Below are 23,021 nucleotides of genomic sequence, written 5' to 3'. Positions count from 1 at the left end.
AAAAAGCATTAGTGCGCATTGAACGAAATTTACACTATGACGTCCAACTAAAGCATCGTATTTTAGCAGTTAGCAAGCTAAAAAGGGAACAAAAATATCAATGCATTAAAAATTCAGATGCAATACTTTGTTAAATGTCCGACAATGGTAAAATAATTAACACAACTATTAACCTTAGTACTAAAGGAAGGGTCTAAAGAGCGTGTCGAAATGGTTTATGCATAATATTATCTTTATCGTACTAAGCTTATTTTTTAGTGCAAATGCTGTCCTTGCAGCAGATATTCTGCATATTAACATTGGTCGCATTGTTGTAGACGATCAGTCAATTAGGTCGCAACAAACAGCCGGTAAGAAGGCGTTGAGACAAGTTTTTATAAAAATAAGTGGTAATGAGAACATTGATCAAACCCCTGAAATTAGCAGAGCAATTAATAATTATGAACAATATCTAATTGCCAGTAGTTTTATTCAAATAAACACTCAATTAGTATTTGAAGCTAATTTCAGTAGAAACAAAGTTGAACAACTTCTCTTGGCCTCGGGTCAATCTGTTTGGACTAGTTTGCGTCCTAACGGATTATTATGGTTAGTGAACGAAAATGACGATGACAGTAAATCAATGTTAACGCATGTCTCTGCTTCATCATTGCTTCCTGTAGTTGAAAATGCTGCTTTTGCGAGGGGAGTTGATATTATTCTTCCTTTAGGTGACATTCAGGACACCACAGAAGTGAGTCTCTATGACTTATGGAATCAATATTTGAGTAGAATTATTACCCAAAGCCAACGTTACAATCCAGATTTTATTATTAGTAGTACAATTCAACTTTATTCTTTAGCTGAACATGAAGACCGTCAAGCATTAGAACGAGCATTTAAAGAAAAAAAAGCAATACTGGAAGAAACAGAGCAAACGTCGGATGATGAAACGACTAGAGAAATAAATCCAATAGAACCTGAAGATGTCTTGTCGCTTGATGATGCACATGAAAACGCTGTTGTAGAGTATGTGCCAAGTATTCTTAGTGCCGAAGTGCCAGCTGACACACAATTTAAACTTGATTATATTATTACAAACGAGATGGATGTTAAGAGAGGCGTTATTTATGCTCGTGAGCGCGAGGAAGCTATTGTTAAACTAATTGATAGTTATGCCAATATATTGGCCCAAGAATTTGCTTTAGGGGCTAACTTCTCCAAAGATAAAAACACGACTTTATTGGAGGTTAATAATATCGCTTCCCTAGTCGATTACTTAAGTCTTATAGAGTTACTTAATTCTGTCCCTAGTGTAAGTGCAGCTAGTCTGCGCAGACTAGCAGGGGATAAAGCACTTATAGATGTCGAACATGCGATGACGGTGCAGCAATTGTCTGCAATTCTAGCTTTAGATCCGCGCACAAATGTCAGTGAAAGCGCAGAATTTGAGATACAAAAATCAAACCAAAATACACAACAAAGTGTCTTGCAGCCACAACTGCAATTGCATTGGCAAAAGTAATGAGAAATAAGCCATGCAGTTAGTTTTGCCGGTTAACAGCTTTCATAAACAATCCTTTGAAAATTTTATAAACGGATATAATGTGCATATTGTCTCGCATTTACATCAAATTTTGGACGCTAATGTACAGCCAGCACTTGCTTCTCAAAGTATATGTGTATTGTCAGGACTTGAAGGTCTTGGTAAAACACATCTTTGTATGGCAACACAATCAAAAGGATTATTAAAAGGCTATAAATCGCAATATTTGAATATGCAAAGCCTAGTAAATATGCCTACTGAAATGGCGGAAGGCATAGCGGACAATCAGGTTTTATGTTTGGATAATATACATTCGTTGCGCCACAATGATGATTGGCAACGCGTATTATTTGATTTAATTAATCAATTTTTAGAAAAAAATGGCCGGCTATTGTTAATGAGTATGCGAGAGCCGCTTGCAGGTTCTAATTGGGGATTAAAAGATTTAAAAACACGATTGCAGTGGGGCACTAATTTTGGGCTAGCACAATTAAGTGACGAAGAAAAAGTAGTAGCGCTAGAGTCTTACGCCAGCAATATAGGGTTTACACCACAAAAAAAAGCAATGACCTATCTTATCACTCGCGTTAGTCGAAATATGAATACCTTAACTGAGCATTTGCGCGTATTAGACAGGCAGTCATTACAGCAAAAACGTAAAATAACTATACCGTTTATCAAAGAAGTGCTTAAGATTTAAGGCTTTAAATTTGGTCGTCCAGAGTGTATGTCTCTGCGATCTCTTTCTATAATCGCACGCTTCTCCAATTCGGATAATTTTAATGGGGACCTCGTTTCTTCAATACTCTCATTTTCGAAAGTAGGCGATATATCTAGGTTGTCTAACCAACCCTCATTTTCACGCATTAAAATCGGTAAAGGTAGCGTTTGTACTATATTTCGAACATTCCCTAGTTCTGGATAAACGCGACTAACAGCAAAAACTGTTCTGTCTTCTAGGGCGGGCGAACTTACTCTATTCCTTTGGCCCCAAGTAACGGAAGGGTTACTATTGTCAATAGCACCGTCTATTATTGCGACATCTGCTTCGGCATCTAAGCGATGTAACATCATGAATCGTTCAACGAGTGTCGCAAAGTCTTCTCTATTAGTTAGATAGGCATAAAATGATGGGGCAATGTCTGGTGTGAAGAACCCAGCAACGTCGCTACCACGATAGGCTATCTGTGTGCTATTTGGCGTTTCATTTTGAAACCTAACCCTAGCGAGAGCATGCATTTCATCCGACCTTAAAGGATAAGTATTGGTAAGGATATCAGAACTTGTGCCATTGTTTCTAAAATAAGCTAGAGGCGTTGTGTTTGGGTTCATATTTGGCCAAGAAGTCGGGGGGAAAAAATCATTTGCATGTGCAAGTTCATGATACATTAACCATGAAATACTAGCTTCTAGGTCTTCAAAAGGTCTAATGTCTCGATTTTGTTTACTATATCCACCTGCAGGATAATATTGATTATTCTTCGTGTAGCGCCACAAAACGGCGAACTGGAGATCACTACCGAAGTCGCTTCTAAAGTCCGGCACGTCATTTAACGTATCTCTTTCTTCTGGACTTTGCCAAAAATTTCTAGCATCTAAATATATAGCACCAGTTGCCGACCAATAAAAAGAAGGGCGAACGTCATACGATATTACAATCGCCGTTACTCCTCTTAATAGTTGCAGCATGTCAGGGCCAGCAGCCGAATTAGTTAAGTATTGTTCGAATCGCTCTCCCATCCACGCATGCGAGACTAACGTTCGATTCATCACATCATCGATACTTGGTGAATTGCTAGATGTGCCGATAAGTGGTAAATCGCGAAAAGTACAATTTGGGGTCCCTGGAATATTGTTTGAATATACACAGCTTTCTAAGGGATTTTTATAGGGGCTGTTTGACTTATAGGCAAACAAATCTTCTGTAATCACAATATTGTTGCTAAAAAAGAGACCATTAGTATCAAAGTCAACGTTTTTTACGGTAACAAGAACGCGGTCTGATTCACTGCTACCATCGGTAAATTGGACGATACCTTCAAAGCTAATAATCTCATCGTTGTCTACGGCAGGGGCATCAAAAAAAAGAAAATCATCGTTATTTTGAATATTTTGCGCTTGAGGACCTGCAATTTGATTCCATTGAATATTATCAAGCGTCTTGGTTTCTGGTATATCCATATGCAATGACACCTTACCCAATTCAGTAACGGTATGATCAAGGCGAATTGTTGACAGACTTTCAGACATGTTGGATACCACAAAATCTATATTGTGAGTTTGTTCTTCTCCATTGTTTACGAGTGAGAGGGTCAAACTGTAGTTACCCGTTTCTTTTGTATCAAACCCGATAGTTTGGGAGTTGCTTGCTAATATATTTAAAAGAGGGCCGCTGGTTTGTGACCAACGAATAGACGATATTGCGTTTCCGCTTTGCGGAACCACTGCAAATCCTAATGCTTCACCAACTTCAGCTTGTTGTTGACCATATATTAATATGTTGCCGGTATCTAAAATTGGGGTTAAATCACCAACACTTGGTGTATCTCCAATGGGGTTAAGACCTGGGTTGTCGGGGGTGCTTTGGTCGCTACCTGAGCCACCGCCACAAGCATACAATGCGCATACGACTATAATTAACAACCAAGACTTACTATTCATTTTTCTTGACCCCTTCAAACAATGCTTTTTCATCTTCCATAACTTTACTTAGTTTTGGTAGACTTGTTCCAAGCTCTTGACCCCTTAGACGCGCAAACATGCTGCATCCTACAAACATACCACAGGCTAATAGCAATTCTAGCGTCGCGTGCATTATATATGCTGGTTCAGCGTATATAACCGTAATGGCATGCAAAAAATACCATAAAACGATAAAACAAGACCAAGCATGCGTATATGGCTTGGCCTTAATGATACCAAGCAAAGGTAACAGTAAAGGTAACAAATATATAACAATTATAAAAAGTGTTGAATATTCTTGGTCGCTACTGAGTGCGAAATACCAAATACTTAACCAGAGCAATAAGCCCAGATGACTAAACAGAGCGATGCGCCTAAATAATAAAACCTGAGACGACATTACAGGGGGTAATTGTTCACTTTGCATTATTAGTTCTCACAGACTACAAGTTTTGGTTTAAATACGACTAACTAAGTGATTTCGGATGCATAATATTTAAAATATTGGCATTTCACGCGGCAAGTCATATGTACATTTCAAATAATAAAAAATCAAACACCAAGGAGTTCCATAATGCGTTCCAGTGGTCTTCCAATTGCTGCTTTGTCATTTACATGCAATATAGGTCTCTCTATTAACTTGGGGTATAACACCATCGCTTGTATTATTTCTTCATCTGAAGATGATTTCGTTAAACCGGCTAAAGAGAACTCTTTTTCTTTAATACGTGTCATTTCTAATATGCTTGTTAGTCCCAAGGCGGATTGCAAATCTTTTATTTGTTCGCATGTAAGTGGGGTTTTAAGATATTCCAGCACTTGAAAGTCGATATTTTGCTGTTGTAAATAATCAAGCGCTTGACGGCTTTTAGAACATCGAGGGTTATGGTATAAAATAGCTGTGGTCATGTATAATTCCTATTACTTGTGGTCACTTGAATGCTGTAGCGAAAAACACACAACATAACTCAAAAGACCATCATTATAAATATTTTCTATAAGGTATCATAGGCGTTAAATTCATGAACAAAAGAATAATAATAATTGTAGGGTTTTGTTTAGTCATAGTCGCATTTTGTGCAGGCTTAGCCCTTAATAAAGCCTTCGAATATGATTTGAAAACTTTAAATGGAGAAAAATTCACCTTTGCACAACTTAACGAAAAAATAGTAATTGTGAATTACTTTGCAGAATGGTGTGCGCCGTGTTTAAAGGAAATACCTGAACTCAATCTATTTAACGCACAATCGCCTGATAATGTAATCTTGTTTGCTGTTAGTTATGATGCGCTTTCAAATGAACAACTTAACAATATCAAGAATAAATATGATATTCAGTTTCCTTTGATCGTCGAACAAAAAAATGCGTTTCCAATTGAACGGCCCGCAATGTTACCAGCTACTTTTATCATAAAACCTGGTGGAAAGTTAGCAGGCCAATTACTAGGTGAACAAACTGCTGAGACATTAAATGAAGCGGTTTCTTCCTTATGATTAATCAAACATACTTTTGTTTATCTAAGCCACTCAAATACTGAGATTTTGCAAAGATTCTTGGGCTTGACGCAGTTGGGCGATTCTTCCTTTTATGCGCTGTTTTTCTAAATTATCGTTACCCGTTTGATTGTAAGCAAACTGCAGCTCATCTATGGCTAATGGGTAGGCGGATATGAGCGCGTAGATTTCTGCTTGTGCCATATGCGCTTCTTTTTGTTGTTGATTCCGATTATAGGCATCATGCAACAATTGGTAAGCAACAAAATTTTGATTTGATACCAGTAGCAAATCTCTTAGCAATTCGATTGCTGGCTTGTAATTTTGAGCTTCAAGATAGGCATTTGCAAGGTTTAGTGTCAGCACATAGTTTTTAGGTTTTAAACGCCAATGTGGTGTCAATAAACTAATAGCTTCTCGAGCTTGTCCTTGTTTGATAAATACATCGGTCATCAAATCCAAGAAAAAAAGATTTTCAGGGTCTTCCTTCAATAAAGGGCTTAATACCGATTGCGCATCTGCATAGTTTTCATTTTCGAAGAGCGCGATAGCTAAACCGTATTGTGAAGCGATATAGGCAGTTTTTTGCGTCGAAGTAGTCATACTTGATAGGTTTCTACTATTGGCCTTAAATCGCTCAATATTTCGTTTTGGCGTGCTCATATAACGCCCCATTATTCGGGCTTTTGCAAGATGAAAATCAATACTGGGAGGCAAGTTGATGCGGCCATAAGACCTAGCACGTGTAACGGTTTGTGCGACCCTCTCTTGAGGCAATGGGTGCGTTTGTAAAAATGCGAGTTGAATAGATCTGCCTCTTATTTGCTCGGCTAATTTTCCAAAAAAAGCCGGAGCACCTTGTGGGTCAAAACCAGCTCGGTAAAGAATATTAATACCAATATTGTCGGCTTCTTGTTCATTATTTCGAGTGAAATTGATAGATGCTTGCTGACTACCTGCCATACCTGCTTGAATAGTGGCAAGTCCTGCTTCTGGGTCAGCCAAGCCAATTAGGAGCCCGCCAATTAAGCTGGCTATCTGCAGGGGAGTATTGCGTTTCTGATTTTGAATGCGCCTCGCAAGATGTCTTTGTGTGACGTGAGCTACCTCATGGGCAAGTACTGAGGCTAGTTCACTCTCAGTAGATGCTTGAGCAAGTAAACCTGTATGAATTCCAATGTGCCCACCATAGAATGCGAAGGCATTAATGACAGGGTTATTAATCATAAAGAATTTGAAAGGAAATTTTACGTTGTCGGCATGGATAACCAGTCTATTTCCAATACCTTGAATATATTCCTGTAAAACGGGATCGTGCACAAGTGGCGCTTGACCGCGCATTTGCCGCATTATCACGTCGCCTATAATCTTTTCTTTATCAATAGTGATAGCATCAGATGCGACGACGCCAATCTCGGGAAGCTGGTTTCTATTATCTTGAATAGAATCTTGAAAATATCCTGGACCAGAATTACTTTGTGCTTGAGCATTATCACTATAAAAAATTGTTAGCAATATTATAATAGGGAGGTTAAAGCTATACTTCATGTAAATTAGTTACTTCCATCTTAGATGATATAATTTATACTAGAGACAGTTGAAATGTTAGATCCAACTTTACCCTAATGTAGACCGGAAATTTTCAAGTAAGTTTCCACTCCAAGGCTTAAAAAATTAAAACGCCTCGGTTAAAGATATCAAAATGAGTGAAATACCTCTACCCATAAAAGGATTATAGATGTTCGGTGTTGTTGGCAATTGGTACAGACGCAAGTTCTCTGACCCTAATTCGTTGATGTTATTATTGCTGATTATTTCTTCAGCGCTTATCTTGTATTTGTTTGGCGGTATTCTAATGCCAGTGTTGGTGGCCATAGTTATTGCATATTTGTTGGATGTACCGGTTTCTAAGATGGAAAGTTGGGGGGCTAGAAGGTGGTTAGCAACTAGCTTTACATTGGTCATATTCTTTGTTGTATGTTTTATTCTTGCGGTGAGCTTAATACCGGTTGTATCAAAACAAAGTGTCAATCTAGTAAAAGAAATCCCATTGATATGGGAGTCGACGCAAACTTGGTTAGCAAGTTTACCCAGTAAATACCCCAATCTAATTGAGGTAGGTTACATCAAACAAGCGTTAGAAGGTATTAATGAACGTGTTGTTTCATTCGGTGAACAATTACTTTCAGCATCGTTTAGTTCAATAGGAAATATCGCAGCTATTTTAATTTATATGATATTAGTGCCATTGATGGTCTTTTTTATGTTGAATGATAAAAAGGTATTTATGGCAAGTATCTCTTCTGTTTTGCCAAAAGAAAGACGCCTAATCACCCAGGTAGGCGAAGAAATGAATACGCAAATCGCGAACTATATAAGGGGTAAGGTTATTGAAATAGCGATCGTTGGGGCTGTTAGTAGTATTGCGTTTAGCGTGTTAGATTTGCGTTTTGCAGTATTGTTGGGGATGTTGGTAGGTTTTTCAGTTCTTATTCCATATATTGGTGCAGCGGTGGTAACCATTCCTGTTGCTATCGTTGGGTTATTTCAATTTGGATTTACTTCAGAGTTCGGTTACCTGATGATCGTATACCTAATTATACAAGCTCTTGATGGGAATTTATTAGTGCCGCTATTGTTTTCTGAGGCTGTGAGTCTACACCCGTTGTACATTATTATTGCAGTGTTGTTGTTTGGAGGACTATGGGGTTTTTGGGGCGTATTTTTTGCAATACCTCTAGCAACGTTGGTTAAAGCTTTAGTCACTGCTTGGTCTAGTCCAAATCAAAAGTTGGACGTTGAAGCAGACCTTTAGTTATCGCTTGCATTTGCGAATGCTCAGATAGCTGTAGTGAGCTTGAAAGGCCTAAGCAGCGCGCATGAAAGCTTTATGCTCAGGCCTTTACAATCGTTAATTTTATAATGCTGCCATGACAACTGTGTGATGTTCTTTTGTTTTAAACTTATCGAATACTTCACACACAACGCCTGCTTCATCAATCAAAAAACTGATGCGATGAATACCATCGTATTCTTTACCCATGAATTTTTTTAAACCCCAAACTCCAAACGCATCGGCTACACTATGATCTTCATCTGACAACAACGAAAAATTCAATTCTTCTTTATCAGAAAATTTTATTAAGCGTTTAACAGGGTCTGGGCTTATCCCTAAAATAATTAGACCTTTTTCTGCTAACACAGTTTTACTATCTCTTAGTCCTTTAGCCTGAATCGTACAACCTGGAGTCGATGCTTTAGGATAGAAGTAAATCAGAACTTTATTACCCTTTAAGCTATCAAGGTCTATTGTTTCATCAAATTGATTTTGCAAAGAGAAATTAGGGGCTTTATCACCAACTTTCAATGTATTCATTGTCTTCCTTATTTGTATGACTGATTTTACCATGAAGGCCTAAGTCATTTAAAAAGTGTTTAATAGTGTTGTCAAAACATGCACGATCAAAGCCCGTAGGGGCTAGTAATATCATTTTACAATCTACTTCAGATTGCTTATTTATCGTTCTCGTCTTTTGTCTTAAGGCATGCACATTAACTTTTTGTTGATGTAAAATCATGGTTAATTGTTCCATCAAACCGCTCGTATCATGTCCACTAAAAGCAAGACGAATATAATTTTCGATATTTTGCTGCTTATGCCCAGTGGTACGTTTCATCATGCAGAGCAGATCAAGTTCCACACATATTTTAGAGCAATTGATTTCAAGCGCGGTGATATTAGACTGGCTGCCATTAACTATCATGCTAAGTGAAAAATCAGCCCCATATTTGGCATGTCGACTGTCTAAGATATTGCACTTATTATTGCTGATAGACGCGGTCACTTTTGACAATACTTGTGGATTGTCTAAGCCCATAATATTGATAATTAGTTCATGTTGCATATTATTTAGCGCCCATTTCAAAGACTTCCTATGATATCAAAGCTTCTAACCATGCGTAAATAAGCAATATTTTAGCAAATTAGCTTATTAATTACCTAATTACACGCTTAATCCTTGTTTTTGAATGCATTCATCTCTAATATTACCGACTATTTTAAAAAGGGAGTGTTTATGTTTAAAGGTAGTTTTGTCGCGCTCGCCACCCCCATGTTAGACTCTGGTGAAGTTGACTACGAAAGCCTAGGTACATTAGTCGAATTCCATATAAATAATGGGACTGACGGCATAGTGTCGGTCGGCACAACAGGTGAGTCTGCTACCTTACCATTCTCAGAACATATAAAGGTAATAGAACGAACAGTTGATTTAGTGGATGGAAAATTGCCAATAATTGCTGGTTCAGGTGCAAATTCAACCGAAGAAGCTGTTTTTCTAACTAAACAAATCGCAAAAGCGGGTGTGGATGGCTTTTTGAGTGTGGTTCCTTATTACAATAAGCCTCAACAAAAAGGTTTGCTAGCACACTTTGATGCCGTTGCATCTGCTTCAGATTTACCTTTAATACTGTATAACGTGCCAGCAAGAACTGTATTAGATATGCATGACGAAACAGTTATTGAACTTAGTGAGCACTCTAATATAATTGGGCTCAAAGATGCTACCGGTGATTTAAATCGATTGCAGTCAGTAAAAGCAAACGTAGATTCTTCATTTATGGTTTATAGTGGTGATGATGCAACAGCGTGTGAGTTTATGTGCATGGGTGGTGATGGTATCATTTCAGTCTCGGCTAATATTGTACCGAAGCAAATGGCATCAATGTGTCGATATGCCCTAAACGGGGAATATGAAAACGCGAAAGCTGAAGATAGTGGTTTACAGCCGTTACATGAATTACTGTTCATAGAGCCTAATCCAGTGATGCCAAAATGGGCGTTATATAAAATGGAGCTAATAAAATCACCTTTTTTACGTTTGCCGTTGGTATTACCTGAACTTAATAGTCAAACTGACATCGAAAGAGAGTTAGTAAAACTAGGAATAATAAGAAATTGATGAAGAATGTAATTTTATATGGCAGTTTGTCATGTTTATTAGTGTTAGCTGGTTGCTCAAGCCCTAGCCAACGAGAAAAAGTTTCTGGTAGTTATGACTATTTGAAAACTAAACAATTGACAGACGGCTTTGAAGTCCCAACAGACTTGCAACAACCACTGCGTTCCAACCAGTATGATCTGCCAATTCTGGAAAGCGCTAATGAAGACGCAGAAGCCTTGGTTGGCCAAAATATGCGTATTTCTTCACCTAGATTGATACTGCCACTAGTAAGTGGTTCAAATGTGATTGAAGGTAGTGAAGATGCCGTCGTTACCTTTGACAAGATAAACGATAGAGAAGCTTTAGATAAAACAATTTGGGATAAGGTGCTTGGGTACCTCGAAAAGAATAACATTGGTGTTGAAAATTTTGACCGTGAAAACAATGTACTGACAACAGATTGGGTTGTAAGTCGCACTGAAATACCCGCGGACAGCTGGTACGACTTTACATCTGAATTTATTGAAGAATCACGCAAGTTTACATTAAGTTTGGAGTTAGCTCCCCATGGGAGAATAGCTTCTTTATCAAACGAAATCGTAGCTTACATTGATCAAGACGGGAATTCTGCCTTGAACAGCTTAGATGCGATATCAGAAAGATCTGATGAGGTTGAATTTTTAAACTATATCATTGCAGAATATGACTTCGGTATTCGATTAGCCAGGTCTGAGCGAATTGCTAAAATTAGAGATGGGTTTAGTACAGAGTTAGGCTTCAATGCAGATGGTGATTCCGCATACATTATCAATGCAGGATATAATAATGCCTGGCCAAGGTTATTATTAGTCCTCCGTAAAATGGGCTTTGATGTAATAGACTTAGACCAATCTTCAGGTTTGTTATTTGTTGCTTACAATGGTAATGATGACGGGTGGTTTTCGGGCTTATTTTCTGACGAAGAATTACCTTTAGAAAAAGACAACTATCGTATTCTGGTTCAGCGCTCTGGTGAAAGAACTTCTGTCACCTTTAAAGATGACGAAAATATCAGTTTTGATATTCAACTTGTGACTGATTTATTCCCCATATTCCAAGAGTATATGGCTTCAGACAATCTTGATATTTAACACAATGCGGTCGAAAAAATTAACAAATTATAGGTTTCAATATGCAAGTTGAAAAGAAGGATGAATTATACCGAGGTAAAGCTAAAACGGTCTTTTTAACAAACGTAGAAAATAAGTTAATACTTGAGTTTAGAGATGATACTTCAGCTTTCGATGGCGAAAAAATTGAGCAACTCAAAAGAAAAGGTGAAGTAAATAATAAATTTAACCACTTTATTATGCAAAAGCTAGAAGAGCAGGGTATTAGTACTCAAGTTGAAAAATGCCTGTCAGATAACGAAAGTTTAGTGAAAAAACTAAATATGATTCCGGTAGAGTGTGTGGTTAGAAATTATGCTGCTGGTTCTCTATGTCGCAGATTGGGTGTTGAGGAAGGCATTGTTCTCAGCCCGCCGACCTTTGAATTTTTCTTAAAGAATGATGCCTTGCATGATCCTATGGTAAATGAATCCCACATAACTGGGTTTAAGTGGGCGACTGAAGACCAAATTGCGAAAATGAAGTTACTTTCATTCGAAGTGAATGACATTCTGGTGGCCTTATTCGCAAAAGGCGATATGCTTTTAGTTGATTTTAAATTAGAGTTTGGCGTTGACGAAAATGGACATATTGTTTTAGGTGACGAGTTTACCCCAGATGGTTGTCGATTGTGGGATAAAGACACTAAAAAGAAGCTCGATAAAGACAGGTTTCGTCAAGGTCTTGGTTCTGTCGTTGAGTCGTATATCGAAGTAGCATCAAGAATAGGTTTATCATTGTAAATCAATAAACACTTTAGTTTTCTATGTTTATTTCGATATCAGACCTTGGTGTAGTGCAGCAACTTAATATTTCGTCATCATCAATAAAAGCAAGCGGGTCTACCAAGTAGTTTACTTTTCCGTTTAACAACTTGGTACGACAAACTCCGCAAAAACCTTCGCGGCAATTAAACTGGACTTCAACGCCATTGCGCTCAAGCGCATCTAAAACTGTTTCACCCTTGGTGCAAGAAACAAGGGTGTTATTTAGTTTTATTCTTGGATTGTCTGTATCATTAGATACTTCGTTTTTAGACATGTTAAGGCTAAGATTGATAACTATCGGTGTTATAAATCAAAATCTCCAAAGTCATCAGCATTAACCTCTGAATCAATTTGTGATACCAGATACGAACTTACTTCTACTTCTTGTGGAGCAACTTGAACATTGTCAGAACTTAAATAGTTATTCATCCAGGGTAGGGGATTACTTTTACTTTTAAACTCAGGTTTTAGACCGATTGCAGCCATTCGCTGGTTTGCGATATATTCAACGTAATCATGCAATATTTCTTCGTTTAGACCAAGCATTGAACCATCTTTGAATAAATATTTTGCCCATTCTTTTTCTTGTTGCACCGCCGTTAAAAATATCACTCTTGCTTCGTTTTCGCACTCTTTAGCAATTTCTGCCATTTCGGGGTCGTCTTTACCCTTACTCCAAAGATTCAGTATATGCTGAGTACTGGTAAGGTGTATATTTTCGTCGCGTGCTATTAGTCGAATAATTTTGGAATTACCTTCCATTAATTCCCTTTCTGCAAAGGCAAATGTACAAGCGAATGAAACGTAAAAACGTATGGCTTCTAGTGCATTAACCGAATTCATGCATAGAAATAATTTTTTCTTTAATTCACGCATAGTTATCAGATGTTCTTCACCGTCAACAATATGGGTGCCTTCACCGACTGTTTGATAAAGCTGAGTAGCAAAAATTAAATCATCATAATATTTACTAATATCTGTAGCGCGTCTTTTTATTTCGTCATTAACCACAATGTCTTCAAAAATATCACTCGGGTCAGAAAACAAATTTCTTAATATATGAGTGTAAGACCGAGAATGTATAGTTTCAAAGAATGACCAAGTTTCTACCCAAGTTTCTAACTCAGGCAAAGAAATTATGGGTAAAAATGCAATGTTAGGCGAACGACCTTGGACTGAATCTAAAAGCGTTTGATACTTTAAATTAGACGTAAAAATATGTTTTTCAGCAGCAGTCAATCGACTAAAATCTACTCTATCTTTACTGACATCAACTTCTTCTGGGCGCCAGAAAAAAGATATCTGTTTTTCAATAAGTTTTTCAAAAATAGGGTGCTTTTGTTGGTCGTAGCGAGCAACGTTCACCGGATTGCCGAAAAACATTGGTTCCAGCATAGTGTTAACTGTTTTTTGATTAAAAGTAGTATATTTCATTTTATTATAATAATACCTAGTGTTATTTAAAGGCTATATGCCAGTGCCGATTGTTGTCTAAATGTGTAAACTTTTAGCTACTTATATAATTAAGCTTGGTGCTTATATCTTACAAGCACCGCCGGCACAGTCATCATCTTCCTCTATGATAACCTCACGAGCGTTAGCGTTACTTTTATCCATTTCCATTTCGGTATCTGATTTTTCGGACGCACCATCTCTAGTATTATGGTAGTACAGCGTTTTAATGCCGAGTTTGTAGGTCGTCAGTAGATCTTTTAACAACAACTTCATTGGCACTTTATTGCCTTCATACTTTCCAGGATCATAACTAGTATTCGCAGATATCGTTTGATCGACAAACTTCTGCATAATGGCGGTTAATTGTAAGTAACCGTCGTTAGATGGTAAGTCCCACAATAACTCGTATTGGTCTTTCAGCCGTTTATATTCAGGAACAACTTGTTTTAATACCCCATCTTTGCTTTGCTTAATACTGATATGGCCCCTTGGCGGCTCAATACCATTAGTCGCATTTGAAATTTGTGACGAAGTTTCAGAAGGCATAAGAGCTGACAGCGTGCTATTGCGAAGACCGTGTTCAACCACGTCTTTACGTAAACCATCCCAATCATAATGCAAAGGTTCTTGACATATTTTGTCTAGATCTTTTTTGTAAGTATCAACTGGCATAAGACCTTGAGAATATGTCGTTTCATTAAACTTAGGACATGCGCCAACTTCTTTAGCTAGATTATTTGATGCTTTCATCAAATAATACTGTATTGCTTCGAATGTTCTATGAATGAGGGGGTTTGCACTAAAATCTGAATATTTAACACCATTTTTTGCTAAATAATAGGCGAAGTTAATAACGCCTATACCTAAGGTACGCCTGCCCATTGTTGCATTGTAAGCAGCAGGTACTGGGTAATCTTGATAATCTAGCAAATTGTCAAGGGCTCTAACGGCAAGATCTGCTAATTCTTCAAGTTCATCTAAACTTTCGATTGCCCCTAAATTAAACGCCGACAACGTACAAAGTGCAATTTCTCCTTCTGGGTCGTTAACATGCTCTAAAGGCTTAGTTGGTAGTGCAATTTCTAAACACAAGTTGCTTTGTCGTACCGGTGCAACTTTGGGGTCGAAGGGGCTATGCGTGTTGCAATGATCGACATTTTGCAAGTAAATTCGACCAGTATTGGCACGTTCTTGCATGAACTGGCTGAATAGTTCAATAGCTTTAACACGCTTCTTCCGAATACTTTCATCGTTTTCGTATTGCACATATAAGCGCTCAAATTCAGCTTGGTCGGCAAAGAATGCATCATATAACCCTGGCACATCAGAAGGACTGAATAAAGTAATGTATTCATCTTTTATCATCCGAGTGTACATCAGTTTATTTGCCTGAACACCATAGTCCAAGTGACGAACTCTATTTTCCTCAACACCTCGGTTGTTTTTAAGTACTAACAAAGACTCTACTTCTAAATGCCAAATTGGGTAAAACAAAGTGGCCGCTCCACCTCGTACACCACCTTGTGAACAACTTTTAACAGCGGTTTGAAAGTGTTTATAAAATGGAATACAACCTGTATGAAATGCCTCTCCACCTCTAATTGGACTGCCTAATGCACGAATACGACCAGCATTCACTCCAATACCTGCCCGTTGACTGACATATTTTACTATGGCGCTAGACGTTGCATTGATTGAATCCAAACTATCGCCTGCTTCGATTAATACACAAGAACTGAATTGACGTGTTGGTGTACGCACGCCTGCCATGATCGGTGTAGGTAGTGATATTTTAAATAAAGAAGTCGCATCATAAAAACGTTTTATGTAATCCATGCGAGTGTCGTGTGGATATTTGGCAAATAAGCAGGCAGCCACTAAAATATATAAAAATTGTGCACTCTCGTATATTTCACCACTGACACGGTTTTGGACGAGATATTTACCTTCCAATTGTTTGACTGCAGCATAACTAAAATTCATGTCTCTAGAATGATCAAGAATATCGTTCATTTCTTCAAATTCTTGCTGGCTATAATCTTCTAGTAAATGTTTGTCGTATTTGCCTTGCTCTACCATACGAGTCACTTGCTCATACAAGTGTGGAGGCTCAAATTGGCCAAACGCTTTTTTACGCAGATGAAATATAGAAAGATGAGCCGCTAAGTACTGATAATCAGGGGTATCAGTTGTGATTAAATCAGCCGCTGACTTAATCATAGTTTCATGTATTTCTTCTGTCTTTATGCCATTATAAAATTGAATTTGGGCTTTAATTTCAACCTGAGAAACAGATACATCTTCAAGCCCTTTTGCTGCCCAAGAAACGACTTTATGTATTTTTTCAAGATCGATCGGTTCTTGAGTACCATCACGCTTTGTAACTAGTAAGTTATTATTCATTATTATGCTCTTTGGCGTTAATATTTTACGGGTTTTGACGGCAAAACACCGTGGTCTATTTTTAATAGTTTGTTATTTACGAGAATTATAATTTAGCGCAAGCAAGCCGTTATTTTAGTTTTTGAGTGGGTTGGCTCACTGTGTCATACACAAGATAGTGTGTCTGGGACTGCTTTGCAATCACTATATGTAGTGTTTTGCGTCAAATAATTGACACTTGAAATTATGTTAGTATGAACTATCGATAAACCTTAAATACAACAATAGTTTAAGAAGAAGCAACAATTTAGTATGGATAAAATATTTTTTTAAAACAATTTGTTATAACAAAAATATTTTCCTTACAAAAAAGATTATAGTGTAAAAAATAAGCTCATTTCATATCACTTTTTATCTCAATAATAAGGCTTTTATTCTTTACGACAGGCGATAAAATAGTTTACGTCTACATTTGTGTCAGATAAATAGTATTGGTTTGCAAGCGGGTTAAAATGTAACCCAGTAATATGCTCTGGCACTAGCTCCGTTTGTTCAATCATTTTATTTAACGCTGCGGGCATAATGAATTTTTGATAGTCATGTGTTCCTTTGGGTACCATACCTAAAACATGTTCAGCGGTTATTATTGCGAGAAGATAAGACTTAAGGTTTTTATTAAGAGTAGAAAAGATGACTCTACCGCCTGGTTTTGTCAAACGAGCACAGGCTCTTACAATGGACGAAGGGTCAGGCACATGTTCTAACATTTCTAGACAAGTCACAATGTCATATTGTTGCTCATGCTTATCCGCCCAATCTTCTACAGTGCTAAGAGCATAATTTAGCTGTAAATCATCGGCGCCACTTTCTAACATATGCAATTTAGCAACATCTAACGACCGTTGCACCATATCTATACCAGTAACAATAGCGCCTCTAGCCGCTAATTCTTCTGCTAGAATGCCACCACCACAACCAATATCGACGATAGTTTTTCCGAACACACCACCAACATAACTTTCTATATAATCTACTCTAAGCGGGTTAATATCGTGTAGAGACTTAAACTCTCCGTTTCTATCCCACCATGTGTTAGCTAAATCATCAAACTTTGATAATTCATCAGTATCAATATTACTCATGATGTTTCCTATTTTGTCTGTTTTTTGCGCGTTTTTAATATAAAAAGAATACGTCAGTCATAAAAAGCGTTTTAGAACTTGCTTAAATCACAATATCCCGCTTTTACATGCTACAGTTTTGTTTAACTTAGTGATAGTATGTATCTGATTATTAATAATAACAAAGTAATAGATCAAGTAAGACTAACGCCCATTTATGACAATGGGTAGCGTCAGAACAATATCGACTTACATAAACAAGGATCACGCAGTTTATGACTGATAGTACCCAAGATAGTGCCAAAGATATTTCCCCGATTAATATAGAAGAAGAACTCAAGAATTCCTACTTAGATTATGCCATGAGCGTAATCGTTGGACGTGCTCTTCCCGACGTAAGAGATGGTTTAAAACCGGTTCATCGCAGAGTTTTGTTCGCAATGAACGAATTAAAAAATGATTACAACAAGCCTTATAAAAAATCTGCAAGGGTTGTTGGAGATGTAATTGGTAAGTACCATCCTCATGGTGATTCAGCCGTTTACGATACCATTGTTAGAATGGCGCAGCCGTTTTCCTTGCGCTATATGTTGGTCGACGGGCAGGGTAATTTTGGCTCTGTTGACGGTGATTCAGCTGCTGCAATGCGATATACCGAAATTCGGATGGCTAAAATAGCGCATGAGCTTTTAGCTGACCTCGATAAGGAAACCGTCAATTTTGTCCCTAATTACGATGGGCAAGAACATATACCCGAGGTATTGCCAACACGTGTACCTAACTTATTGGTTAACGGTTCTTCTGGTATCGCTGTTGGCATGGCGACTAATATTCCGCCGCATAATTTAACTGAAGTCGTCAATGGTTGCATTGAGCTGATTAACAATCCTGACTTAACAATTGAAGATTTACTTGAGTTTATACCCGGTCCGGATTTTCCTACCGCAGCTATTATTAGTGGTAGACAAGGTATTATCAACGCTTACAAAACAGGACGAGGCAAAATATACCTTCGTGCTAAAGCTGAAATTGAACAAGAAGAAAATGGTAAAGAGACAATTATTGTTCATGAGATACCTTATCAAGTAAATAAGGCAAGGCTGATAGAGAAAATAGCTGAGTTAGTAAAAGACAAAAAAGTAGAAGGTATTTCTGCGCTGCGAGATGAGTCTGACAAAGATGGTATGCGCATTGTTATAGAAGTCAAACGCAATGAATCTGCTGAAGTATTACTAAACCACTTATATGCGCTCACACAATTGCAAACCGTTTTTGGTATAAATATGGTTGCCCTTGATAAGACGCAACCAAAAGTATTTAACCTTAAAGAGGTGCTTGAGTCATTTATCCTTCATCGCAGAGAGGTGGTGACTCGTAGAACGGTTTACGAACTTAAAAAAGCGAGAGATAGAGCGCATATATTAGAAGGCCTAGCGATCGCATTAGTCAATATTGACCCAATAATAGAACTCATCAAAAGATCAAACAGTCCGGCTGATGCAAAATTGGCGCTTACTCAGCAAGGTTGGGATTTGGGCGATGTCGCACAAATGCTCGAAAGAGCAGGGAACGATGCCGCACGACCAGATTGGTTAGCTGACGAATATGGAATTCGTGATGGCCAATACTATTTAACTCAAGAACAAGCACAAGCCATTTTAGACCTTCGCCTTAATAAGCTTACTGGATTAGAGCACGATAAAATTCTTGAAGAATATCGTGGACTCATTGATGTGATCGCTGAACTATTAGAAATATTAGGAAGTTCAGAAAGACTAATGGAAGTCATTACCGAAGAGTTAGAAAAAATTCGTGATGAATACGGTGACGAACGACGCACCGAAATTACAGCAGCAAGTCATGACATTGATATTGAAGATCTAATTGAACGTGAAGAAGTGGTTGTTACTTTGTCTAGGGAAGGTTACGTCAAATATCAGAAATTATCTGACTACGAAGCGCAGCGACGAGGTGGTAAAGGCAAGTCTGCTACCAAAATGAAAGATGAAGACTTTATTGAAAAACTGTTAGTCGCTAATACACACGACCATATTTTATGTTTTTCGACCAGAGGTAGATTATATTGGCTGAAAGTTTATCAGTTACCACTAGCGAGTCGAAATGCGAGAGGGCGTCCAATTGTCAATATATTGCCTCTTGAAGAGGGCGAGCGTATTACTGCAATATTGCCTATTCAAGCATTTGAAGCGGGTAAATATGTGTTTATGGCAACGGCAAATGGCTCAGTTAAGAAAACAGAATTAATTCACTATTCAAGGCCACGAGCGAACGGCATTATTGCTATTAATTTAAACGACGGCAACGAGTTAATTGGTGTTGATTTAACCGATGGTGAAAGCGAAATAATGTTGTTTTCTGATGCGGGTAAAGTCGTTAGATTTAGCGAATCTCAAGTGCGAGCAATGGGCCGAACTGCCACTGGTGTAAGAGGTATTAGATTAGGCGATGCTGAAAAAGTAGTATCCTTAATTGTGCCTCACGAAGATGGGGACATTTTGACTGCGACCGAAAATGGCTATGGAAAACGCACGCCTATCGAAGAATATCCAGCAAAAAGTAGAGCAACAAAAGGCGTTGTTTCGATTAAAGTTTCAGAACGCAATGGCCAAGTAGTAGGCGCTGTGCAAGTGAATGAAAACAACGAAATGATGCTAATAAGCGATCAAGGAACACTGGTTAGAACGAGAGTAAGTGAAGTTTCGTCAATTGGTAGAAATACTCAAGGCGTTCGCCTTATAAAGACTGCTGATGATGAACATGTAGTTGCTTTACAAAAAATAGAAGAAGTGATCGAAGAAGCGGGTGAAGAGGTTGTGGAGGAAGGTACTGTTACTGCTAATTCTGAAAGTGCAGAAACCACCGATACACAAAAACTGGGTGAAAATAATTCGGATTCAGAGTCGTCTCAAGACCCTGAGGACGATAATGAAGGCGATAAGGCTTAAATAAAATTATCTAAGTTTCTGCAACAAATTGTTCGTAAAACTAATAAAAAGCAGCAGTTCTCGGGACTGTTGCTTTTTCGTTTTTTAATTCATTTTTTACATGGTGTGAAATGACTATTTATAATTTTTGTGCTGGTCCCGCAATGTTGCCCAAAGCCGTACTGGAAAAAGCAAAAACAGAAATGCTAAATTGGAATGGTTCCGGGACGTCAGTTATGGAAGTGAGTCATAGGGGCGCTCCATTTATGTCGCTTGCTCGTGAATCTGAGCAAAATTTAAGACATCTACTGGCCATTCCAAATAATTATAAAGTATTGTTTATGCACGGTGGTGGAAGAGGGAATTTTTTTTCTGTCCCTCTGAATTTATCAAAACGCGGCACAATTGCGCAATTTTTGAATTCTGGAATGTGGTCTGATAGCGCTATAAAAGAAGCACAAAAATATTTGCAAGTCGAAGTGGTCGCCAGCAACATTAAACGCAATAATCTGATAGAAGTACCTGAGCAAACAGAGTGGGAATTTAATAGTGATGCGGCTTATTTTCATTATTGTTCAAATGAAACCGTTGACGGTATTGAAATAAACTGGGTTCCACAAACGGGTGACGTGCCGTTAGTGGCTGATATGTCCTCTAATATCCTTTCTAAGCCATTAGATATAGAAAAATTTGGTATCATTTACGCAGGTGCGCAAAAAAATATCGGACCTTCAGGTTTATCAATTGTAATAATAAGAGATGATTTATTAGATTTTCAAGACGATAAAACGCCTTCTGTATTTTCTTTTAAAGAGCAAGTTAAGCACGACAGCATGTACAATACGCCACCTACTTTTTCATGGTATTTGGCTGGTTTAGTGTTTGAGTGGCTAATTGCCCAAGGTGGATTAGAAAACATGGAAAAACTCAATAAACAAAAAAGTCAGCATTTATATAGCTGTATCGATGGAAGCCAATTTTATAAAAATAACGTTCATCCAAATAATCGCTCTAGAATGAACGTAACATTTGACTTGGCTGATGAGCGTTTAAATGACGCTTTTCTTAAACAAGCAAATGAATCAGGATTGCTTGCCTTGAAAGGTCATAGGGCGGTTGGCGGAATGCGCGCAAGTATCTATAATGCGATGCCAATGGAAGGCGTAGAGGCACTTTGTAGCTTCATGAGAGACTTTGAAAGAGTCAATGCATAAACATCATCAACATTTTATTATTTAGGAACATTAATGCAGCAGTTAACATTATCCCCCATAAAAAAAGTATCTGGCACAATTAATGTCCCAGGAAGTAAAAGCTTATCCAATAGAGCTTTACTTTTAGCTGCTTTAAGCAAAGGGAAAAGTAAACTCGTTAACCTATTAGATAGTGAAGACATTCAACATATGCTGACAGCACTGAGGCAACTTGGTGTTAATTATTCCCTCAACACGACTAAAACAGAATGCGTAATAGAAGGTATTGGGGGCAAATTTAAAACAACAGAAAAACTTTCTTTGTTTTTAGGTAATGCTGGCACAGCAATGAGGCCCTTATGCGCCGCATTGGCTTTCTCCGACGTAGATGTTGTGCTGACCGGTGAACCACGAATGGAAGAGCGTCCTATTGGAGATTTAGCGGATGAACTTATTAATGCTGGCGCCAATATTTCTTACTTAAAAAATGAAGGATATCCGCCGCTTGAGATTAAAAAAGCGCTAGTAAAACGTGACCATTTTGTTATTGACGGGAGTGTTTCTAGTCAATTTTTAACCGCATTATTGATGGCTGCGCCGCTTCTGCAAAAAACGATTACTATCGATATCAAAGGAACATTAGTCTCAAGTCCTTATATAGACATCACGATAGCCACTATGGCTAAATTTGGAGTAAGGGTTGAAAACAATGCTTACCAACAATTTATTGTTAAAGGTCAACAAGAATATATTGCTTCAGAACATTTTTTAGTCGAAGGTGATGCTTCATCCGCATCTTATTTTTTGGCAGCGGCAGCAATAAAAGGCGGTGATGTCAAAGTGACTGGCGTTGGCACAAATAGTATCCAAGGAGATATTAGGTTTGCTGATGTTTTGGAGGAAATGGGTGCAACAGTGACCTGGTACCCAGATTCAATTGAGGTGTCTAACAATCGTTTGTTAGCGGTTGATATGGACATGAATCATATTCCTGATGCGGCGATGACAATAGCAACGACTGCACTCTTTGCTACAGGCACAACATGTATTCGAAATATTTATAATTGGCGCGTTAAAGAAACAGACAGGTTGCATGCAATGGCGACCGAACTAAGAAAGGTCGGGGCGCTTGTAGACGAAGGGCACGACTATATTTGCATTACCCCTCCAAATAAAATACAGCATGCCACCATTGATACCTACAATGATCATCGTATGGCAATGTGTTTTGCATTAGTCGCGCTTGATGATCATTCGGGTGTAACAATTAATGATCCCGCCTGCACAGCAAAGACTTTTCCGAGCTTCTTTGAGGCATTTGGTAGTATTTGCGAAAAATAAAACGGTACATCGGTTTATGTCATTTG

Annotated in this window: 20 protein-coding genes; 10 read left to right on the top strand and 10 right to left on the bottom strand. The window is 38.0% G+C overall.

The genetic code is table 11. The annotated features are described in order from the left end of the window. The first annotated feature begins 202 nt into the window (after positions 1-202). Both RM552_RS05575 and hda read left to right on the top strand, forming a co-directional pair. Positions 203-1,504 carry a DUF2066 domain-containing protein gene (locus RM552_RS05575; protein ID WP_311367782.1) on the top strand — a complete coding sequence of 434 codons (1,302 nt, stop codon included), beginning with the start codon at positions 203-205 and terminating at the stop codon, positions 1,502-1,504. A gap of 13 nt (positions 1,505-1,517) precedes the next feature. After that, the gene (hda, locus tag RM552_RS05570) at positions 1,518-2,225 is read left to right on the top strand and encodes a DnaA regulatory inactivator Hda (protein ID WP_311367781.1); all 708 of its coding nucleotides are present in this window, start codon (positions 1,518-1,520) and stop codon (positions 2,223-2,225) included. Here hda and RM552_RS05565 read toward each other — a convergent pair. The 3 genes from RM552_RS05565 to arsC all read right to left on the bottom strand — a co-directional run bounded on the left by RM552_RS05565 (position 2,222) and on the right by arsC (position 5,116). Next, positions 2,222-4,186, bottom strand: a complete 1,965-nt coding sequence (locus RM552_RS05565; protein WP_311367780.1) for a hypothetical protein — start codon at positions 4,184-4,186, stop codon at positions 2,222-2,224. The two genes, hda and RM552_RS05565, sit on opposite strands and share 4 nt — an antisense overlap. Then, complete coding sequence (locus tag RM552_RS05560; protein ID WP_311367779.1) at positions 4,179-4,634, bottom strand: DUF2069 domain-containing protein; 456 nt, start codon at positions 4,632-4,634, stop codon at positions 4,179-4,181. Before RM552_RS05560 ends, RM552_RS05565 begins: the two co-directional genes overlap by 8 nt. Before the next feature lie 125 nt (positions 4,635-4,759). Continuing rightward, positions 4,760-5,116: an arsenate reductase (glutaredoxin) gene (gene arsC, locus RM552_RS05555; RefSeq protein WP_311367778.1), complete on the bottom strand. Its 357-nt coding sequence runs from the start codon at positions 5,114-5,116 to the stop codon at positions 4,760-4,762. Between the two features lie 113 nt (positions 5,117-5,229). On the opposite strand from arsC, the gene RM552_RS05550 reads away from it, so the two are divergent. Further along, a complete protein-coding gene (locus RM552_RS05550; protein WP_311367777.1) occupies positions 5,230-5,700 on the top strand; it encodes a TlpA family protein disulfide reductase in 471 nt (156 codons plus the stop codon). Positions 5,701-5,733: 33 nt separating this feature from the next. On the opposite strand, the gene bepA is transcribed toward RM552_RS05550, so the two are convergent. Then, positions 5,734-7,248, bottom strand: a complete 1,515-nt coding sequence (gene bepA, locus RM552_RS05545) for a beta-barrel assembly-enhancing protease (protein ID WP_311367776.1) — start codon at positions 7,246-7,248, stop codon at positions 5,734-5,736. 190 nt (positions 7,249-7,438) lie between these two features. Between bepA and RM552_RS05540 the strand changes: the two genes are divergently transcribed. Beyond that, on the top strand, positions 7,439-8,515 hold the full coding sequence (locus RM552_RS05540) for an AI-2E family transporter (protein WP_311367775.1): 1,077 nt from the start codon (positions 7,439-7,441) through the stop codon (positions 8,513-8,515). 102 nt (positions 8,516-8,617) lie between these two features. On the opposite strand, the gene bcp is transcribed toward RM552_RS05540, so the two are convergent. Both bcp and RM552_RS05530 read right to left on the bottom strand, forming a co-directional pair. Beyond that, on the bottom strand, positions 8,618-9,076 hold the full coding sequence (gene bcp, locus RM552_RS05535; RefSeq protein ID WP_311367774.1) for a thioredoxin-dependent thiol peroxidase: 459 nt from the start codon (positions 9,074-9,076) through the stop codon (positions 8,618-8,620). Beyond that, the gene (locus tag RM552_RS05530; protein ID WP_311367773.1) at positions 9,054-9,605 is read right to left on the bottom strand and encodes a glycine cleavage system transcriptional repressor; all 552 of its coding nucleotides are present in this window, start codon (positions 9,603-9,605) and stop codon (positions 9,054-9,056) included. Before RM552_RS05530 ends, bcp begins: the two co-directional genes overlap by 23 nt. 171 nt (positions 9,606-9,776) lie before the next feature. Between RM552_RS05530 and dapA the strand changes: the two genes are divergently transcribed. From dapA to purC, 3 genes are read left to right on the top strand one after another with little or no spacing between them, the layout of a single operon-like run. Continuing rightward, entirely contained in the window at positions 9,777-10,661 is an 885-nt protein-coding gene (dapA, locus tag RM552_RS05525; RefSeq protein WP_311367772.1) for a 4-hydroxy-tetrahydrodipicolinate synthase, read from the top strand. Then, positions 10,661-11,773 (top strand): NlpB/DapX family lipoprotein, encoded by a 1,113-nt coding sequence (gene bamC / locus RM552_RS05520; RefSeq protein ID WP_311367771.1) that lies wholly within the window; start codon positions 10,661-10,663, stop codon positions 11,771-11,773. Before dapA ends, bamC begins: the two co-directional genes overlap by 1 nt. 41 nt (positions 11,774-11,814) lie before the next feature. Then, complete coding sequence (gene purC / locus RM552_RS05515) at positions 11,815-12,534, top strand: phosphoribosylaminoimidazolesuccinocarboxamide synthase (protein WP_311367770.1); 720 nt, start codon at positions 11,815-11,817, stop codon at positions 12,532-12,534. Between the two features lie 13 nt (positions 12,535-12,547). Here the strand turns inward: purC and yfaE are convergent, their stop codons facing one another. The 4 genes from yfaE to ubiG form a co-directional block, all read right to left on the bottom strand. Then, positions 12,548-12,832 (bottom strand): class I ribonucleotide reductase maintenance protein YfaE, encoded by a 285-nt coding sequence (gene yfaE, locus RM552_RS05510; protein ID WP_311367769.1) that lies wholly within the window; start codon positions 12,830-12,832, stop codon positions 12,548-12,550. A 29-nt stretch (positions 12,833-12,861) separates the two neighbouring features. Then, entirely contained in the window at positions 12,862-13,992 is a 1,131-nt protein-coding gene (nrdB, locus tag RM552_RS05505) for a class Ia ribonucleoside-diphosphate reductase subunit beta (protein ID WP_311367768.1), read from the bottom strand. Between the two features lie 102 nt (positions 13,993-14,094). Further along, positions 14,095-16,416 (bottom strand): class 1a ribonucleoside-diphosphate reductase subunit alpha, encoded by a 2,322-nt coding sequence (gene nrdA, locus RM552_RS05500; protein ID WP_311367767.1) that lies wholly within the window; start codon positions 16,414-16,416, stop codon positions 14,095-14,097. A gap of 410 nt (positions 16,417-16,826) precedes the next feature. Continuing rightward, complete coding sequence (gene ubiG, locus RM552_RS05495) at positions 16,827-17,537, bottom strand: bifunctional 2-polyprenyl-6-hydroxyphenol methylase/3-demethylubiquinol 3-O-methyltransferase UbiG (RefSeq protein ID WP_311367766.1); 711 nt, start codon at positions 17,535-17,537, stop codon at positions 16,827-16,829. 254 nt (positions 17,538-17,791) lie between these two features. On the opposite strand from ubiG, the gene gyrA reads away from it, so the two are divergent. From gyrA to aroA, 3 genes are all read left to right on the top strand, one after another. After that, the gene (gene gyrA, locus RM552_RS05490; protein ID WP_311367765.1) at positions 17,792-20,482 is read left to right on the top strand and encodes a DNA topoisomerase (ATP-hydrolyzing) subunit A; all 2,691 of its coding nucleotides are present in this window, start codon (positions 17,792-17,794) and stop codon (positions 20,480-20,482) included. A 110-nt stretch (positions 20,483-20,592) separates the two neighbouring features. Next, positions 20,593-21,675 (top strand): 3-phosphoserine/phosphohydroxythreonine transaminase, encoded by a 1,083-nt coding sequence (serC, locus tag RM552_RS05485; RefSeq protein ID WP_311367764.1) that lies wholly within the window; start codon positions 20,593-20,595, stop codon positions 21,673-21,675. Between the two features lie 33 nt (positions 21,676-21,708). Next, positions 21,709-22,995 carry a 3-phosphoshikimate 1-carboxyvinyltransferase gene (aroA, locus tag RM552_RS05480; protein ID WP_311367763.1) on the top strand — a complete coding sequence of 429 codons (1,287 nt, stop codon included), beginning with the start codon at positions 21,709-21,711 and terminating at the stop codon, positions 22,993-22,995. The last annotated feature ends 26 nt before the right edge of the window (positions 22,996-23,021 follow it).

The sequence above is a fragment of the Glaciecola petra genome, from assembly GCF_031846345.1.
Classification (GTDB): Bacteria; Pseudomonadota; Gammaproteobacteria; order Enterobacterales; family Alteromonadaceae; genus Glaciecola; species Glaciecola petra.
This window is presented reverse-complemented; position numbering and strand designations above follow the sequence as displayed.

Coding starts and splice junctions, on each gene's coding strand:
- gyrA (WP_311367765.1), top strand. CDS start 17,792: ATGACTGATAGTACCCAAGATAGTGCCAAAGATATTTCCCCGATTAAT.
- yfaE (WP_311367769.1), bottom strand. CDS start 12,832: ATGTCTAAAAACGAAGTATCTAATGATACAGACAATCCAAGAATAAAA.
- ubiG (WP_311367766.1), bottom strand. CDS start 17,537: ATGAGTAATATTGATACTGATGAATTATCAAAGTTTGATGATTTAGCT.
- purC (WP_311367770.1), top strand. CDS start 11,815: ATGCAAGTTGAAAAGAAGGATGAATTATACCGAGGTAAAGCTAAAACG.
- nrdB (WP_311367768.1), bottom strand. CDS start 13,992: ATGAAATATACTACTTTTAATCAAAAAACAGTTAACACTATGCTGGAA.
- bepA (WP_311367776.1), bottom strand. CDS start 7,248: ATGAAGTATAGCTTTAACCTCCCTATTATAATATTGCTAACAATTTTT.
- nrdA (WP_311367767.1), bottom strand. CDS start 16,416: ATGAATAATAACTTACTAGTTACAAAGCGTGATGGTACTCAAGAACCG.
- RM552_RS05560 (WP_311367779.1), bottom strand. CDS start 4,634: ATGCAAAGTGAACAATTACCCCCTGTAATGTCGTCTCAGGTTTTATTA.
- dapA (WP_311367772.1), top strand. CDS start 9,777: ATGTTTAAAGGTAGTTTTGTCGCGCTCGCCACCCCCATGTTAGACTCT.
- RM552_RS05565 (WP_311367780.1), bottom strand. CDS start 4,186: ATGAATAGTAAGTCTTGGTTGTTAATTATAGTCGTATGCGCATTGTAT.
- aroA (WP_311367763.1), top strand. CDS start 21,709: ATGCAGCAGTTAACATTATCCCCCATAAAAAAAGTATCTGGCACAATT.
- RM552_RS05540 (WP_311367775.1), top strand. CDS start 7,439: ATGTTCGGTGTTGTTGGCAATTGGTACAGACGCAAGTTCTCTGACCCT.
- bcp (WP_311367774.1), bottom strand. CDS start 9,076: ATGAATACATTGAAAGTTGGTGATAAAGCCCCTAATTTCTCTTTGCAA.
- bamC (WP_311367771.1), top strand. CDS start 10,661: ATGAAGAATGTAATTTTATATGGCAGTTTGTCATGTTTATTAGTGTTA.
- arsC (WP_311367778.1), bottom strand. CDS start 5,116: ATGACCACAGCTATTTTATACCATAACCCTCGATGTTCTAAAAGCCGT.
- serC (WP_311367764.1), top strand. CDS start 20,593: ATGACTATTTATAATTTTTGTGCTGGTCCCGCAATGTTGCCCAAAGCC.
- hda (WP_311367781.1), top strand. CDS start 1,518: ATGCAGTTAGTTTTGCCGGTTAACAGCTTTCATAAACAATCCTTTGAA.
- RM552_RS05550 (WP_311367777.1), top strand. CDS start 5,230: ATGAACAAAAGAATAATAATAATTGTAGGGTTTTGTTTAGTCATAGTC.
- RM552_RS05530 (WP_311367773.1), bottom strand. CDS start 9,605: ATGCAACATGAACTAATTATCAATATTATGGGCTTAGACAATCCACAA.